The following is a 15291-nucleotide window of genomic DNA, read 5'->3' on the forward strand; positions in this document are numbered from 1 at the left end:
AGGACCGCGAAGATGATCCGGAAACTGACGCTCTCGGCCATTGCCGCCACCGCCCTCCTGATGGCGGGCATGGCGCAGGCGCAGGAGGCGGCGACGCCTGCCATCCCCGACGTGCCCTTCTCCTTCGACGGGCCCTTCGGCACCTACGACCAGCACCAGCTGCAGCGCGGCCTGCAGGTCTATACCGAGGTCTGCTCGGCCTGCCACGGCCTCGACCTGGTGGCGATGCGCACGCTGGGCGACCCCGGCGGCCCGCATCTGAGCCAGGACCAGGTGAAGGCCTATGCCGCCGCCTTCCCGGTGAACGACACCGCCTCGAACCCGCAGTTCCTCGACAGCTCGGGCAACCCGCGCAAGCTGATCCCCTCGGATCACTTCCCCTCGAACAACTCGATGGGCGCGCCGGACCTCTCGGTGATGGCGAAGGCGCGGGCGGCGTTCCACGGCCCCTACAAGCTGGGGATCAACCAGCTGATCCACGGCATCGGCGGGCCGCAGTACATCGTGGCGCTGCTGACGGGCTTCACCGACAAGACCAAGAACCTGGCCGGCTCCACCGTCTACCAGAACCACATCTTCCCCGGCGGCTGGATCCGCATGCCGCCGCCGCTGGCGGCCGGGCAGGTGACCTTCGCCGACGGCTCGCCCAACGACCTGAAGAGCGAGGCCGAGGATGTCGCGGCCTTCCTGATGTGGGCCGCCGAGCCGCATATGGACGCGCGCAAGCACGCGGGCTTTGACGCAGTCTTCCTGCTGGTGATCCTGACCTCGCTTCTTTACCTCACCAACAAGCGGATCTGGGCCGATGTGAAGGGCAAGAAGAAGGCCGACGCCTGAGGCAACGCCCGCCCGAGACACCGAAGCGCGCCCCACCCGGGGCGCGTTTTCATTTGGGGCTCCATCCCGGAGGAGGGCCAGCGCCCGTCCGCCCCCAAGGGCGGGCGCTGGCCCGGCGGGCTACGCCCGCTGTTTCGGGCCGAAGGTGAGTATTCGGGCCAAGGAAAAGGGGGCGCCATGGCCGTAGGGTGCGCATTCATTGCGCACCAAGCCCTCACGCCCCCAGATACTCCGCCAGCGCCTTCGGCGGATCGGCGAAGAGCGCCGCCGTCGGCACCGGCGCCTCCGCCCGGCCCTCCGCCACCAGAATCGTCAGATCGGCGATCCGCTCGGCATCGCGCGGATCATGGGTGACGATCAGCAGGGTCGATCCCGTCTCCGCCGTGATCTCTGCCACCAGGTCCAGCATCTCCGCCCTCAGCGCGGGCCCGAGCGCCGCGAAGGGCTCGTCGAGCAGAAGGATCGGCCGCGCCCGCAGAAGCGCGCGGGCCAGCGCCACCCGGCTCTGCTGCCCGCCCGACAGCGCGGCGGGCCGGCGGTCGCCCAACCCCTTCAGCCCCACCCTCGCAAGCGCCCCAGCCACGCGGGCCCGCTCCTGCTCGCCCAGCCGCAGGCCCGGCCTCAGCGCCAGTCCAACGTTCTCCGCCGCCGTCAGATGCGGGAAGAGGTTGTTATCCTGGAAAAGGATCGAAAGCGGCCGCTTCCCGGGCGCCAGCGGCCCCAGGTCGCCGCCCTTCCACAGCACGCGGCCCGCGGCGACCGGCTGGAACCCCGCGATCGCGGCCAGCAGCGTGGATTTCCCCGCGCCCGAGGGCCCGATGACAGCCACCCGCGCGCCCTCCGGCACCGTCAGATCGGCCGAGAGCGTGAAGCCCGTCATCTCGATCCTCAGAGTCTCAAGCCTCAGCATTCACCCGCCCCCCGCGGTCGAAGATCCAGAACAGCGCCAGGCTCAGGATCAGCAGCAGAAGCGCCGCGCCATCGGCCTCCGCCATCCGGTATGCCCCCATCAGCCGGTAGATCTCCAGCGGCAGGGTCGCCCCATCGGATCCGGCGAAAAGGGTGATGACGCCCAAATCCCCCATCGACAGCGCCGCCGCCAGCCCCAGCGTGAAGCCCAGAGGCCGGCGCAGCCGCGGCAGGGTCACCAGCCGCAGCCGCGCCAGCGCCGGCAGATCCAGGCTGTCCGCCAGCCGCCCCTGCGTCGCCTCGATCTGTTGCAGCGCCGGCAGCAGGGCCCGCATCGCGAAGGGCAGCGCCAGCAGCGCGTTGACCAGCGCCGTCACCGGCAGCGCCAGCGCCGCCGGGTCGGCCACCGGATCGATCAGGATGAACAGCCCCGTCCCCAGCACCAGAGGCGAGGCGGCAAGCGGCAGCATCCCGGCAAGGTCGAGCCAGCGCCCGACCCCGCGGCTCCGCGCCAGGCCCAGCGCCAGCGCCACCACGGCGCAGATCGCGGCCGAGGCCAGCGCTACCGCCAGCGAGCGCAGGGCGGCGGTCCAGACCTCTGCCGGCAGCCCCGGCAGCGCCGCCGCGCCGCTGAGGGCCACCGCCAGCAGCGGCAGCACCAGGAACAGCCCCGCAAGGCCGATCGCCACCGCATCGAGCGCCCGCAGCGCCAAGGCGTCGGCATCCCAGCGCCGCACCGGCCGGTCCAGGCCCGCCAGCGCCGCCTCGGGCAGCGTCAGCTTCAGCGCGACGAGCGTGGCGATGGCGCAGAGGCCGAACTGCAGCCCGGCCAGCAGCGCCGCGCGGCCCAGGTCGAAATCGAAGCGGAAGGCCTGGTAGATGGACAGTTCGATCGTCGTCGCCGCCGGCCCGCCACCGAGCGTCAGCGCAATGGCGAAACTGGTGAGGCAGATGAGGAAAATCGCCAGGCACGCCCCCGGCGCCACGGCGCGCAGCATCGGCCGCTCGATCAGCCGCGCGACCTCCCGGGGCCCGAAACCCAGCGCGGCGGCAAGGCGGAACCGCTCCGCCGGGATTGCCAGCCAGCCCTGCAGGATCAGCCGCACCGCCAGCGGCAGGTTGAAAAAGACATTGCCGAGGATCACGCCCCAGAAGCCGTAGATCGTCACTCCCGGCAGCCCCAGAGCGCCGAGCGCCGCGTTGACCATGCCGCCCCGCCCGAAGATGGCCAGAAGCCCGAGGATGGCGACGATCACCGGCAGGATGAAGGGCGCCCCCATCAGCGCCACCAGCACCCCGCGCCCCGGAAAGCTGCGGCGCGCCAGCGCGCGGGCGACCGGCACGGCCAGCGCCACTGACAGGAGCGCCGAAAGCCCCGCCTGCACCAGCGTGAAGCGCAGAGCGGCCAGATCCGCCGGATCCAGCCGAGCAACCCCCGTGGCATTCGCTGCCACGGCCGCGAGCGTGCCGAGCGTCAGCGCGGCGAGGAGGCCCCCCGCCGCGCCGCCGGCCACCCGGATCAGCGGCTCAGCGCGTCGCGCCATTCGGCCAGCGCGCTGTCGCGCAGCGCCTTCGCCTTCTCGGGCGCGAGGAAGAGCGTCTTCGTCGGGTGATATTCATCGAACCCCTTCGGCAGCCCGTCCTTCAGCTTGATCACCGGGTACATCCAGTTCGTCTCCGGGATGATCTTCTGGAAGGCATCCGTGGTCATGAAGCTCAGAAACTCGTCGGCGAGCTTCTGGTGCTTCGAGCTCTTCAGCTTCGCCGCGACCTCGACCTCCATGTAATTGCCCTTGGTGAAGAGCGCGGCGCCCTTGGTCGCGTCCTTCTCCTCGATCAGGTGATAGGCGGGCGAGGTGGTGTAGGACAGGACCATGTCGGCCTCGCCCTTGGTGAACATGCCATAGGCCGCATCCCAACTGGGCGTGACGGTCAGGATGTTGTGCTTCAGGCTTTTCCAGATCTCGCCGGCCTTGTCGCCATAGACATCCTTCACCCAGTAGAGCAGGCCCAGGCCGGGCGTGGAGGACCGCGGATCCTCGATCACCACCTTCAGGTTGGTCTTGGCCAGCTCCGGAAAGCTCTTCGGCACGTCCTTCACCTTGGTCTTGTCATAGACGAAGGCGAACCAGCCGTAGTCGAAGGGCACGAAGACCGGATCGGTCCATTTGATCGGCAGGTCGAGCTTCGGCAGCGGCCCGTGATCGGCGAAAAGCCCGGTCGCGGCGGCGTCGGCAGTCAGGCTGGTGTCGAGGCCAAGCACGACATCGGCCTTGGTATGCTTGCCCTCCAGCTTCACGCGAGAGAGCAGCGCCGCCCCGTCACCGGTGGCGACGAAGTTCAGATGGCAGTGGCAGATCGGCTCGAAGGCCTTCTTCACGGCCGGGCCGGGGCCCCAGCTCGCCACGAAGCTGTCGTAGGTGTAGACGGTGAGCGTCGGGGTCTCGGCCTGGGCAGCAGTGCTCGCCAAGGCAATCAGACCCGCAGCAATCAGAGCTTTCATATCGTCCTCCAATGCGACGGGCGGGGTCGGGCTGGAGGCTGATCCTCTACCTTCCCTCCGCCGGTCTTAACCGGTTCAGGTTCAACGGGTTCGCTTGCGCATCTCAGCCCTGGGTCGTCAGACCCCCAGGCACCCCGAGGTGAGGCGGACCATAACGCGAAGCGCGCAGGGCGCAAGGGGGGTGGAGGAGGGGCTACCACGCTCAGGGCGAGCACCTGCCTCAGTCACCGGCCCCCCGGACCCGAAACAGCGGGTGCAGCCCGCCGGGCCAGCGCCCCGCTTCGGGGCCTTACGCGGCCCCACCGGGGCCACGGTCCCCCTCCGCACCCCCAAGGCCGGGCGCTTCTTGAACTCACCGCCCCGGCAAACCGAAGGGGTTCTTTACCCCATAAACGGACGGACCCCAGCCGCCGCCAGCGCCCACCCGCGGACGGCCACCGGCCCTCTTCCCCGCGCATCTCCCCCTCCCGCCTTCTCATCCCCGCCCGCCCCTGCTATGGCTTGCCCGCCGCCGCCTGGAGCCTGCCATGAGCCTCAACACCTTCGGCCACCTCTTCCGCGTCAACACCTGGGGCGAAAGCCACGGGCCGGCGCTTGGCGCCACGGTGGACGGCTGCCCCCCCGGCCTTCCGTTGACGGAAGAGGCGATCCAGCCCTGGCTCGACCGCCGCAAGCCCGGCCAGAACAAGTTCACCACCCAGCGGCGCGAGGCCGACGCGGTCAGAATCCTCTCCGGCACCTACGAAGGGCTGACCACCGGCACCCCGATCCAGCTCGCCATCGAGAACACCGACCAGCGGTCCAAGGATTATTCCGAGATCGCCGCCAAGTTCCGCCCCGGCCATGCCGACATCACCTACTGGCAGAAATACGGGCTGCGCGACCCGCGCGGCGGTGGCCGCTCCTCGGCGCGCGAAACCGCGGCCCGGGTCGCCGCCGGCGGCGTCGCCCGCGCAGCGCTCGCCCATCTCGCGCCCGAGCTCTCCATCACCGGCTACATGGTCCAGATGGGCCCGCATGTGATCGACCGCCGCCGCTTCGACTGGGACGAGATCGAGAAGAACCCGTTCTGGGTGCCCGACGCCCGCGCCGCCGCCGACTGGGCCGATTACCTCGACGAGCTGCGCAAGTCCGGCAATTCCGTCGGCGCGGTGATCGAGGTCACGGCCCGCAACGTCCCTCCCGGCCTTGGCGCGCCGATCTACGGCAAGCTCGACAGCGACCTCGCCTCCGCCATGATGTCGATCAACGCGGTCAAGGGCGTGGAGATCGGCGAGGGGATGGGCGCGGCCTCCCTCACCGGCGTCGAGAACGCCGACGAGATCGAGATGGGCAACGACGGCCCCCGGTTCCTGTCGAACCACGCCGGCGGCATCCTCGGCGGCATCTCCACCGGGCAGGACGTTGTGGTGCGCTTCGCGGTGAAGCCGACCTCCTCCATCCTGACGCCCCGCAAGACCATCACCACCGGCGGCGAACGGGCCGAGATCGTCACCAAGGGCCGCCACGACCCCTGCGTCGGCATCCGCGCCGTGCCGGTGGGCGAGGCGATGATGGCCTGCGTGCTGCTCGACCACATCCTGCTCGACAGGGGCCAGACCGGGGGCATCCGCGGAAAGATCGGCTGACGTGGCAGGCCTCCTCTCGATCACCTTCCCGATCTTCGCGCTGATCGGGCTCGGGTATCTGACGACCGCGCGCGGCGTCTTCGACACCGCGACGATCCGCACGCTCGGCCGCTTCGTCATCCGCATCGCCCTGCCCGCGCTGATCTTCAACGCGGTCTCCAAGCGCGACCTCGCCGAGATCTTCAACGCCGGCTACCTCCTCGCCTATCTCTCGGGCTCGCTTCTCGTCGTCCTGGCCGGCTGGCTTATCCTCCGCCGCTGGCCGGGGGTGGACCGCACCACGCGAACCGTCTGCCTGATGGGAATGAGCTGCTCGAATTCCGGCTTCATCGGCTATCCGATCGTGCTTCTGACCTTCGGCAGCATCGCCGGGGTGGCCCTGGCGCTGAACATGATGGTGGAAAACCTCGTCATGATTCCGGCCATTCTCGCCGCGCTCGAAATCGCCTCTACGCCCCCGGGCGGCAACCGCCTGCGCGTCGGCGTGGGCGTATTCCGCCGGCTGATCCGCCAGCCGCTCGTCCTCGCGCTGCTGGCCGCCCTCGCCTTCGCCCTGACCGGGATGCACCTGCCGGCCCCGCTCGACCGGACGGTCGGCATGGTCGCCACCGCATCCGCGCCGCTGTCGCTCTTCGTGATCGGCGGCTCGCTGGTCGGTCGTCCGCATGGCGGCGCCCTTCCGCTGGCCGGCGTGATCGTCGCGATGAAGCTCGTCGCCCATCCCGCCGCCGTCGCGCTGATGATCCTGCTGGTGCCGCATCTCGGCATCGCGCCGCCCACGCCGATCCTCTCCCACGCCGCAATCCTGATGGCGGCTGTGCCGATGATGGGCATCTTTCCGATCATAGCCCAGGCGCATGGGCGCGAGGGGCTGGCCTCTCTGGCGCTGCTGGCGGCGGTGCTGACCTCGTTCGTCACCCTCACCGGCGTCCTCGCGCTGCTGCGCTGATCGGGTGCGGCGGGCGGGCCCTGTCCCGGCCGCGCAGCCCGATGCGGCGCTTCCCGGCCGCCTCCTCGGCCCGACCGACACCGACACCTCCGCTCCTGACGGGATCCGGGCCCTCCTCAGCCGGGTCCAGGCGGGCGCCGTTTCGCCGTCTCCGCCCGGATCTCGTCCAGGAAGGCGCGCAAAAGCGGCACCCGGCGCGGGCGAAAGCTCTCCCCCGTCGCCGCAATCGCCTCCATCCGGTCCAGGCGGAACCGCCGGAACCCCTGCCGCAGGCAGCACCAGGCCAGGCACATCTGCACCTTCTCGAAGAAGATGATGGAGAGCGGCCAGATCCGCCGCTCCGTCCGCTGCCCGTCGGTGTCGACATAGACGAGGTCCAGCGCCCGCTCCTCCCAGCAGGCCTCGCGCAGCGCGCCCATGTGGATCGCGGGCTCCGGCCGGCCCTCGAAACGGTAGCTCTTCACCACCGCATGCATCGCCTGTCGCTGCTGCCGCTCCGGCAGCGTGGCGGTGATCTTCGCAAGCGCCATCTCCGCCGCCGCCGCCAGCGCCCGGTCGCCCATGTAGCGCACCTCGGCAAGGCCGAGGACAAGCGCCTCGATCTCCTCCCGCCCGAAGGTCTGCGGTGGCAGGGCGGTATCCTCGACCAGCCGGTAGCCATAGCCCGGCTCGCCGTCGATCAGCGCGCCGCCCGCGCGCAGCGTGTCAATGTCGCGGTAGAGCGTGCGGAGGCTCACCCCCGTCCCCTCCGCCAGCCGCGCCGCCGTCACCGGGGCGGGCAGGTCGCGGAAAAGCTGCATCAGGCGGAACAGGCGATCTGCGCGGGCCATCGGGCTACTGCCGGAAACTGTCAGGAGGGGTGCAGCATAATCCTCTTATCGAAACCCGCCAGAAGAAAGCTCACGCCATGATCACGCTCTACCATTCGCCCTTCTCCCGCTCCTCCCGCATCGTCACCCTGATCGACGAGCTTGGCGCGCTCGACCGCGTGCGGATCCGCGATGTCACCATCCGCCGCGCGATCCCGCCCTCGGGCGAACGTGACCCCGCCAACCCGCACCCCGAGGGCAAGGTGCCACTCCTCGTCGACGGTCCGGCGCTGATCCGGGAATCGACCGCGATCCTCCTTTACCTGACCGAGAAGTTCCCCGAGGCGAAGCTCGGCGCCGCCCCGGGCACCGCCGAACGGGGCCGCTTCCTCAGCTGGATCGCCTATTACGGCTCGGTGGTGGAGCCGGTGGTGATCTTCGACCGGATGGAGATCACCCACCCCTTCCTGCGCGACAGCTACCGCGGGATGCACGAGGTCCTGGAAAGCTTCGCCCGTGCCCTCGACGCCGGCCCCTACCTGTTGGGGGAGCGGTTCACGGCGGTGGACCTGCTGATGTCCTCTACCTTCGCCTGGTACCCGGACGGTCTGCCCGACTTGAAGTCGATCCAGGACTGGCATGCCCGCTGCCAGGCGCGCCCGGCCGTCGCCCGCACCGTGGCGCGCGACCGCGCTGCGATGGAGGCGATGGCGGCCTGAGCCTCAGGCCCGCGTTCAGGCGCTGGTGGCGGCGGCGAGCGCCTTGTCCATCAGCGCCTTGATCTTCGCCTCGCCGGTCTCCCAGTCGAGGCGGCCGATCATCCTGTCGCCCTTCAGAACGATCAGCGTCGCCCGCTGGCTGACCTTCAGCCGGCGGGCGATCGCGCTGTTCCTGTAGGTGTCCCAGTCGACCACCACGAAGTCGACATGCTTGCCATAGGCCGGGTTGGCCTTGCGCAGCCTGTCGATCACGCGCGTCTGCGCCGCGCAGGTGGAACACCACGTGGCGTGGAATTCGAGGAAGACGACCTTGCCCTCGCCCAGCGCGCTCTTCACCAGGCCGGGCTTGTAGGCCATCGGCGCCGCCGCCTTGGCGACCAGCGGCGCGGCGAGCGAGACGGTAGCGGTCAGCATGAGGAAATCGCGACGGTTCATCTTTATCTCCCTGTTCAAATCGATACGGAAAGGTCCTGCAGCCAGGCCGGCGTGATCGAGACCAGCCAGCCCTCCGCCACATGTTCGAGCCCGAAATAAAGGGCGAGGCCGGTAAGCGCGAAGATCGCGCCCGTCAGCGGACGCGAGAGCTGCGCAAGCCGCTGCATCGCGGCCCGGTTGCGCGAGATCAGCGAGCGCGCGCCGTAGCCAAGGATCAGGATAACGGTACCGGTCCCGGCCGCGAAGGCCAGCATCGTGGCCCCGGCCTCCGCCAGCCCCTTGCCCCGTGCCGCCAGCGCCAGCGCGCCGCCCAGCGTCGGGCCGACGCAGGGGCTCCAGATCGCGCCGAGCAGCAGCCCGCCCAGGAACTGCCCGCCCGCGCCCCGCGCCTCGATCCGCTGCGCGCCGCGGTCGGCCCGGGCGGCGAAGCCGTTGGTGGCAAAGGCGAAGCCGCGGCCGGCCGCGGGGATCATCATCAGAAGCCCGAAGGCCGCAAGCGCCAGCGCCCCGCCCCGGGCCAGCGCCTCGCTGCCGATCCCGAAGGCCGCGCTCAGCGCCGCGATGCCCACGCCCGCCGCCGTGAAGGCCGTGCCGAGACCCAGCGCCAGCGCCAGCGGACCAAATCGGCTGGCCTGCAGGGCAGAGGCCAGCACCAGCGGCAGCACAGGCAGCACGCAGGGATTGATCAGAACCAGCAGCCCCGCGGCATAGGCCAGAATCATGGTCATCGGCAGTCCCGTTCCATTGCTCTTGCCTGAACGAGTCTACGCCGCGCGAACCGTTACGGATCGCTCTTCACATAACTGTCAGTGGGCGGCCGGCGCCACCCTGCGGGTCCGCGACCATTGCACCGCGAAGATCCCGGCGGCGATGATCGCGACCCCCAGGATATCCGACGGCCCCACCTGCTCATGCAGCAGCACCGCCGCGATCAGAACGCCGAAGAACGGGTTGAGGAAGTGGAAGGTCGCCGCCCGCGTCGGTCCGATCCGGTTGACGAGCATGAACCAGATCCAGGTCGCCAGCAGCCCCGGCACCAGCGTGACATAGACGAAGGCCGCGGCGAGGGCCGGGGTGACCGTCACCCGGAACGGCTCCGTCAGCCCGGCGACAACGCCAAGCACGACGGCCCCCACCAGCATCTGCAGCCCCACGATCATCAGCACGTTCCCGCCGGATGAGGTGCCCCGCACCGTCAGCGTGGCCAGCGACAGCGCCACGACCGCCACCCCGCAAAGCGCCACGCCCCAGGCCGGTGCGCCGCCCTGAAGCCGCGTCGCCATGATCACCGTGACGCCGACGAAGCCCGCCACCAGCCCCGCCACGCCCAGCGGCCGCAGCCGCTCGCCCAGGAAGGCCCAGCCCGCCAGCGCCACGATCAGCGGCATGGTCGAGGCGATGATGGCGGCCAGCGAGGCGTCGACCCGCTGCATCGCGATGTAGTTGAGCCCGAGGTAGAGCGCGTTCTGGCAAAGCCCGAAGACCGCCGTCGCCCGCCACTGGCCGCGCGTCAGCCGGGGGGTCTGCCCAAGGGCTGCGGCGATGCTCACGCCGATGATCCCGGCCAGCAGGAACCGCAGCACCAGCGCCCAGAGCGGCGGCGCGGCGGCCACGATCATATGCGCCGCCGAGAAGGCGGAGGACCATACCAGAGCGAAGCTCAGCCCCATCCCGATTGCAACGATGTCCAAGCCCGGCCCCTTCTCTTCTCCCCCAGGGCGGCCGAATACCGGCAGCCCGGACGAGACCCTACAGCGCCCACCGGCAGGGGCAAGCGCCCCTCGCCTGCCCTCGACCAAGGAGGGCGGGGGCCGACCGCGGGTGGGCGCTGCCCGGCGACGCTGCGCGCCGCGCATCGGGTGGGGGTCAAGCCCTTCCCCCCAAAAACGAAGAAGGGCCGCCGAACGGCGACCCTGCACGGCCCTTGCGGGCGCGGAATGGGAACGGGCTCAGCCGTTCACGCTGTCCTTCAGCGCCTTGGCGACCGAGATCTTCACGACCTTGTCGGCCGGCTTGGAGATCTGCTCGCCCGTCGCCGGGTTGCGCACCATCCGCTCCGGGCGGGCGCGGCAGGACACCTTGCCGATCCCCGGCAGGGTCACGGCGCCACCGTCGACCACTTCCTTGGTCACGATCGCAGCGATCGCGTCCAGCGCGCCGGAGGCGGTTTTCTTGTCCGACCCCATCGCCTCGGCGAGCGCGGCGACGAGCTGGGTCTTGGTCATGGGTTTCGACATCATTGTCTCCTCGTTTTGTGCCCGGCTTGATGCGGGGTCTCATGCCCGGTTACGGGCGATGGTCCCGCTACACCTTGTTTTGCTGGCTGAAGCAAGCAATTTCAGCACTGCGCGCGGAAAAACCGCGCGTCAGAGGAAGGCCGTCTCCTCGAAACTACGCAACTTGCGGCTGTGGATGCGTTCCAGAGGCATATCGCGCAAACGCTCCATCGCGCGCACACCGATCTCCAGATGCCGGGCGACCTGCGTTCGGTAGAAGTCGCTGGCCATTCCCGGCAGCTTCAGCTCACCATGCAGCGGCTTGTCGGAGACGCAGAGAAGCGTGCCGTAGGGCACCCGGAACCGGAAACCGTTGGCCGCAATCGTGGCGCTTTCCATGTCAAGCGCGATGGCGCGGCTGAGGCTCAGCCGATGCACCGGCCCGGACTGGTCGCGCAGTTCCCAGTTGCGGTTGTCGATCGTGGCGACCGTGCCCGTGCGCATGATCCGCTTCAACTCGTAGCCCTCGAGCTTGGTGACCTCGGCCACCGCCTCCTGCAGGGCCACCTGCACCTCGGCCAGCGCCGGGATCGGCACCCAGACAGGCAGATCGTCGTCAAGCACGTGATCCTCGCGCAGATAGGCATGGGCCAGCACGAAATCGCCAAGGCTCTGGCTGTTCCTCAGTCCCGCGCAATGCCCGACCATCATCCAGGCATGCGGGCGCAGCACGGCGATATGGTCGGTCGCCGTCTTCGCGTTCGAAGGGCCGACGCCGATATTGACGAGCGTGATCCCCTGCCCGTCTGCGCGCTTGAGGTGATAGGCCGGCATCTGCGGCGTCTTCGGCACGCCGTCGAAGGCCTGGTCGGCCGCGGTGATCTCCAGGTTCCCCGGCGCCACGAAGCCGGTGTAGCCGGAGGCCGGATCGGCCAGCGCCGCACGGGCGAAGCCCTCGAATTCCTGCACGTAGAACTGGTAGTTGGTGAACAGAACGTGGTTCTGGAAATGCTCCGCGTCCGTCGCCGTGTAATGGCTCAGCCGCGCCAGCGAGTAATCCACCCGCTGCGCGGTGAAGGGCGCCAGCGGCGCCGAGCCGTCGGGATTGGCGGTCCTGAGGCCGTTGACGATATCGTCGTTCGTCGTCGAAAGATCCGGCACGTCGAAGAAATCGCGCAGCGAGAAGTCCAGCACGCCCTCCTGCGGCACCGCCACGCCGGACATCGTCGCCAGCGCGAAATGCACCGGGATCGGTACGGCCGAGGCACCGATGACGACCGGCTGGCCGTGGCTGCGGATCAGAAGGTCGATCTGCTGCTCCAGGTAGTTGCGGAACAGGTCCGGCCGGGTGACGGTGGTCGAATAGGTGCCGGGCTGGGTGACATGGCCGAAGCTCAGCCGGTTGTCGGCCTTCAGGAAACTCGTCACCGTCAGCCGGATCTCGGGGTAGAAGGCGCGGTAGCGCGCCGCCGGGCGCACGCCGCCGATGATCTCGCCGAAATGCTTCGACAGGAACCGGGTTGCGTCTTCGTACAGCTCCTCCAGACGGTCCACTGCTGCCCGGGCCGAGGTGAAGGTCTCCGCCGCGGGCGGGATCGGGGTCAGGATCGGCAGGTTCGGATCGGCACGTGTCATGGCGGCTCTCATCAGTGGATCGCCGCTTATGCACTGTCGCGGGGGCCGCGATCAACCCCCGGGTGCCGCGGCCTTCCGCCGATCCTGCCGGTCCGCGTCCGCCCGCTCAAGTGAAGCTTGGGTAACGCCCCGCCGCGGCCCTGCCCCGGCCCGGTCGGCGTTCAGTCCTGGCCCAGCGCCAGCGTCCGCTCGCGCAGCCAGGCCATGAAGCCCCGCGGGTTGCTGGACCATTTCGCGATCTCCTCGCGGCCGATCGGCTCGCCGATGATCGGCGCCTGCGGATGGTTCAGCGCATGCTTGATCTCGTGCAGCAGCAATCCCTGCCGCAGCGTGGCCGACAGCTGGTTGGCGATATGGTACCAGCGCGAATTCTGGCCCTGGAACCGGATCGGCAGCACCACCGCCCCGCTCTTCAGGATCATCTTCGCGGTGAACGGGTTCCACTCGGCCTCCACCGCCGGGCCCCACCAGTTCTCCGAGGCCGCCACCTGCCCGGAGGGGAACAGGATCACCACCCCGCCATCCTTCAGGTGTTCCATGGCGATGCGCCGCATCTCCAGGCCCTTCTCCAGCGCGCCATCCTCGTGCGGGAAAGGCACCGGGACCATGTGGTAGGCGATCTCCTCGATCCCGGTCAGAAGCGAGCGGGTGAGGATCTTGAAGTCCTGCCGCACATGGCCCACCAGGCAGCCCATCACCAGCCCGTCGACTAGGCCATGCGGGTGGTTCGCCACCACGACGACCGGGCCGCTCTTGGGAATCCGCGCGATCTGCTCGGCCGGCGTCATGAGGTCGATCCCCATGATGTCCAGCGTGCGGTCCCAGAACTCCTTGCCGCGGGCGGGCCCGCGCGCCTCGAAGCGGCGGATCAGGCGCAGCAGGGTGAACTTGCCGGTCAGCCATTCCAGAACGCGGATGGCATTGGCCTTGAACGGGCTGGTGAAGGTCCCGGCATAGGACAGCCGGCGCTTGTCGTAGGGCTTGTAGTCGGCGTCGCCGATAAAGCGGGAGGGTTGTGACGTTTGGTCGTTCACGGGTCTTCTGTCCCCACGAGGCCCGCTCGTCGCCTCAGAATTCCTCGCCGAACCGATCCGCAACGAGCGCTTCCAGCGCGTCCGCCAGCTTGTCGGCCTCGGCACCGCTGGTTCGGACCTGAATAGTGGTTCCGCGCGACGCTGCCAACATCAAAAGCCCCATGATGCTGTCGCCGGCGACCGACATACCGTCGCGGCTGACCTCTGCCGCGGCATCATGCGCCTCGACGAGCTCGACGAACTTGGCGGAGGCCCGCGCATGCAGACCTTTCTCGTTAACGATCTTCAGGCTCCGTTCCGCCATTACACACTCTGTCCACCGCCCAGATCCAGGCTATTGATGTATTTCCGCCCGGCATCCAGCGCGCACGCCACCGCGTCAGAGACCTTGCGGTCACGCGACTTGGCCAGTTTCACCAGCATCGGCAGATTCGCGCCGTAAAGGATGCGCCGGTCGCCGCGCGCGCAGGCCGGCAGGCTCAGGTTCGAGGGCGAGCCGCCGAACATGTCGGTGACCACGACCACGCCGGATCCGTCGTCGACCGCGTCTGCCGCGTCACGGATTTCCTGCTGCTTCTGCGCCCGGTCGTGGTCGTCCTCGATCGAGATGGTGCGAATGGCGGGCAGCTTGCCCACCACATGCTCCATCGCGGAGAGATACTCCCGCGCCAACCCGCCATGTGCGACGATCACGATTCCGATCACGCCTTGTACCTTGCCGATGGCGTGCCTAACCGGCCCGCCGCTCCAACTCCAGATGCCGTTTAGACACCTGCCAACCCGCCTCCGCAAGCACCTCGGAGAGTTTTTCTGCGACCGCAACAGACCTGTGTTGTCCCCCGGTGCACCCGAATGCAATCGCAAGATGAGCGCGCCCCTCCGCAAGCTGCGCCGGAAGCATCAATAGCACCAGATCGGTGAGCAGACGGAAATAGTCCGCGAAGCGCTCGTCCGCCTCGACATAGCCGGACACGTCCGGGTCGCGCCCGTCCTTCTCGCGCAGCGCCGCCTGCCAGTGCGGGTTGCGCAGGAATCGGGTGTCGAAGACCAGGTCGACCCCCTGCGGCACGCCCCGCCGGTAGGAAAAGGAAAAGACCGAGACGGTCAGTCGCGGCCCGCCCTCCGTGCCGAACCAGCGCCCGATCTCGGCCGCCAGCTCGTGCGGCGTAAGCCGGGTGGTGTCGACCAGCACGTCGGCCCGGGCGCGGACCTGCTCCAGAAGCTCGATCTCGCGCGCGACGCCCTCCGCCGGGGCCTCCGCCGGGGCCATCGGATGGCGGCGGCGGGTCTGGGCGTAGCGGCGGATCAGTTCCTCCGGCGCGCAGTCGAGAAACAGCACTTCCGCGCTGACATCCGGCGCCCGCGTCAGCCGATCGACCAGCGCCAGGAAAGCGTTGACCGAGAACTCCCGGTTCCGCACGTCGATGCCCAGCGCGATCGGCCGCGGCAGCGGCGGGCCGTCCAGCAGCCTCGGCACCAGCGACAGGGGCAGGTTGTCGATCGCCTCGTAACCGAGATCCTCGAAAGCATGGATCGCCGTCGAGCGCCCCGCGCCCGAAGGCCCCGTTACAAGGACCAGCCGGTAGCCGCCGTTCTCCGTCACCCTGCCGTTCTCCC

At 69.2% G+C, this 15291-nt stretch carries 17 protein-coding genes and 1 riboswitch; of the genes, 4 read left to right on the top strand and 13 right to left on the bottom strand.

What is annotated here, in order from left to right:
• The first annotated feature begins 12 nt into the window (after positions 1-12).
• Entirely contained in the window at positions 13-837 is an 825-nt protein-coding gene (locus EIP85_RS10450; protein ID WP_127902130.1) for a cytochrome c1, read from the top strand.
• 214 nt (positions 838-1051) lie between these two features.
• Here the strand turns inward: EIP85_RS10450 and EIP85_RS10455 are convergent, their stop codons facing one another.
• From EIP85_RS10455 to thiB, 3 genes are read right to left on the bottom strand one after another with little or no spacing between them, the layout of a single operon-like run.
• Positions 1052-1747, bottom strand: a complete 696-nt coding sequence (locus EIP85_RS10455) for a thiamine ABC transporter ATP-binding protein (RefSeq protein WP_127902131.1) — start codon at positions 1745-1747, stop codon at positions 1052-1054.
• Positions 1734-3290, bottom strand: a complete 1557-nt coding sequence (locus EIP85_RS10460) for an ABC transporter permease family protein (RefSeq protein ID WP_127902132.1) — start codon at positions 3288-3290, stop codon at positions 1734-1736. Before EIP85_RS10460 ends, EIP85_RS10455 begins: the two co-directional genes overlap by 14 nt.
• A complete protein-coding gene (thiB, locus tag EIP85_RS10465) occupies positions 3266-4249 on the bottom strand; it encodes a thiamine ABC transporter substrate binding subunit (RefSeq protein ID WP_127902133.1) in 984 nt (327 codons plus the stop codon). The genes EIP85_RS10460 and thiB overlap by 25 nt, the downstream gene beginning before the upstream one ends.
• Before the next feature lie 35 nt (positions 4250-4284).
• Positions 4285-4396, bottom strand: a riboswitch (TPP riboswitch).
• 380 nt (positions 4397-4776) lie between these two features.
• Here thiB and aroC point away from each other — a divergent pair.
• Together aroC and EIP85_RS10475 are read left to right on the top strand one after the other, a co-directional pair.
• Positions 4777-5877, top strand: coding sequence for a chorismate synthase (gene aroC, locus EIP85_RS10470; protein ID WP_127902134.1), 1101 nt, complete (start codon positions 4777-4779; stop codon positions 5875-5877).
• 1 nt (position 5878) lies between these two features.
• A complete protein-coding gene (locus tag EIP85_RS10475; protein WP_127902135.1) occupies positions 5879-6826 on the top strand; it encodes an AEC family transporter in 948 nt (315 codons plus the stop codon).
• A gap of 116 nt (positions 6827-6942) precedes the next feature.
• On the opposite strand, the gene EIP85_RS10480 is transcribed toward EIP85_RS10475, so the two are convergent.
• Positions 6943-7656: a helix-turn-helix transcriptional regulator gene (locus EIP85_RS10480; RefSeq protein WP_127902136.1), complete on the bottom strand. Its 714-nt coding sequence runs from the start codon at positions 7654-7656 to the stop codon at positions 6943-6945.
• A 77-nt stretch (positions 7657-7733) separates the two neighbouring features.
• Here EIP85_RS10480 and EIP85_RS10485 point away from each other — a divergent pair, with 77 nt between their 5' ends.
• Positions 7734-8354 carry a glutathione S-transferase family protein gene (locus EIP85_RS10485; RefSeq protein ID WP_127902137.1) on the top strand — a complete coding sequence of 207 codons (621 nt, stop codon included), beginning with the start codon at positions 7734-7736 and terminating at the stop codon, positions 8352-8354.
• A 15-nt stretch (positions 8355-8369) separates the two neighbouring features.
• Here EIP85_RS10485 and EIP85_RS10490 read toward each other — a convergent pair whose 3' ends face one another.
• The 9 genes from EIP85_RS10490 to rapZ form a co-directional block, all read right to left on the bottom strand.
• Positions 8370-8789, bottom strand: coding sequence for a thioredoxin family protein (locus tag EIP85_RS10490; RefSeq protein WP_127902138.1), 420 nt, complete (start codon positions 8787-8789; stop codon positions 8370-8372).
• 14 nt (positions 8790-8803) lie between these two features.
• The gene (locus EIP85_RS10495) at positions 8804-9517 is read right to left on the bottom strand and encodes a cytochrome c biogenesis CcdA family protein (RefSeq protein ID WP_127902139.1); all 714 of its coding nucleotides are present in this window, start codon (positions 9515-9517) and stop codon (positions 8804-8806) included.
• Positions 9518-9595: 78 nt separating this feature from the next.
• Entirely contained in the window at positions 9596-10480 is an 885-nt protein-coding gene (locus EIP85_RS10500) for a DMT family transporter (RefSeq protein WP_127902140.1), read from the bottom strand.
• Between the two features lie 258 nt (positions 10481-10738).
• Entirely contained in the window at positions 10739-11026 is a 288-nt protein-coding gene (locus EIP85_RS10505) for an HU family DNA-binding protein (RefSeq protein WP_127902141.1), read from the bottom strand.
• A 129-nt stretch (positions 11027-11155) separates the two neighbouring features.
• On the bottom strand, positions 11156-12640 hold the full coding sequence (locus EIP85_RS10510; protein ID WP_127902142.1) for an AMP nucleosidase: 1485 nt from the start codon (positions 12638-12640) through the stop codon (positions 11156-11158).
• Positions 12641-12801: 161 nt separating this feature from the next.
• Positions 12802-13674, bottom strand: coding sequence for a lysophospholipid acyltransferase family protein (locus tag EIP85_RS10515; RefSeq protein WP_127902143.1), 873 nt, complete (start codon positions 13672-13674; stop codon positions 12802-12804).
• A gap of 34 nt (positions 13675-13708) precedes the next feature.
• Positions 13709-13978 (bottom strand): HPr family phosphocarrier protein, encoded by a 270-nt coding sequence (locus tag EIP85_RS10520; RefSeq protein WP_127902144.1) that lies wholly within the window; start codon positions 13976-13978, stop codon positions 13709-13711.
• Positions 13978-14379 (bottom strand): PTS sugar transporter subunit IIA, encoded by a 402-nt coding sequence (locus EIP85_RS10525; protein ID WP_127902145.1) that lies wholly within the window; start codon positions 14377-14379, stop codon positions 13978-13980. Before EIP85_RS10525 ends, EIP85_RS10520 begins: the two co-directional genes overlap by 1 nt.
• A gap of 25 nt (positions 14380-14404) precedes the next feature.
• Positions 14405-15277, bottom strand: a complete 873-nt coding sequence (gene rapZ, locus EIP85_RS10530) for an RNase adapter RapZ (protein WP_127902146.1) — start codon at positions 15275-15277, stop codon at positions 14405-14407.
• Positions 15278-15291 lie beyond the last annotated feature (14 nt).

The sequence above is a fragment of the Solirhodobacter olei genome, from assembly GCF_004010155.1.
Taxonomy (GTDB): Bacteria; Pseudomonadota; Alphaproteobacteria; order Rhodobacterales; family Rhodobacteraceae; genus Solirhodobacter; species Solirhodobacter olei.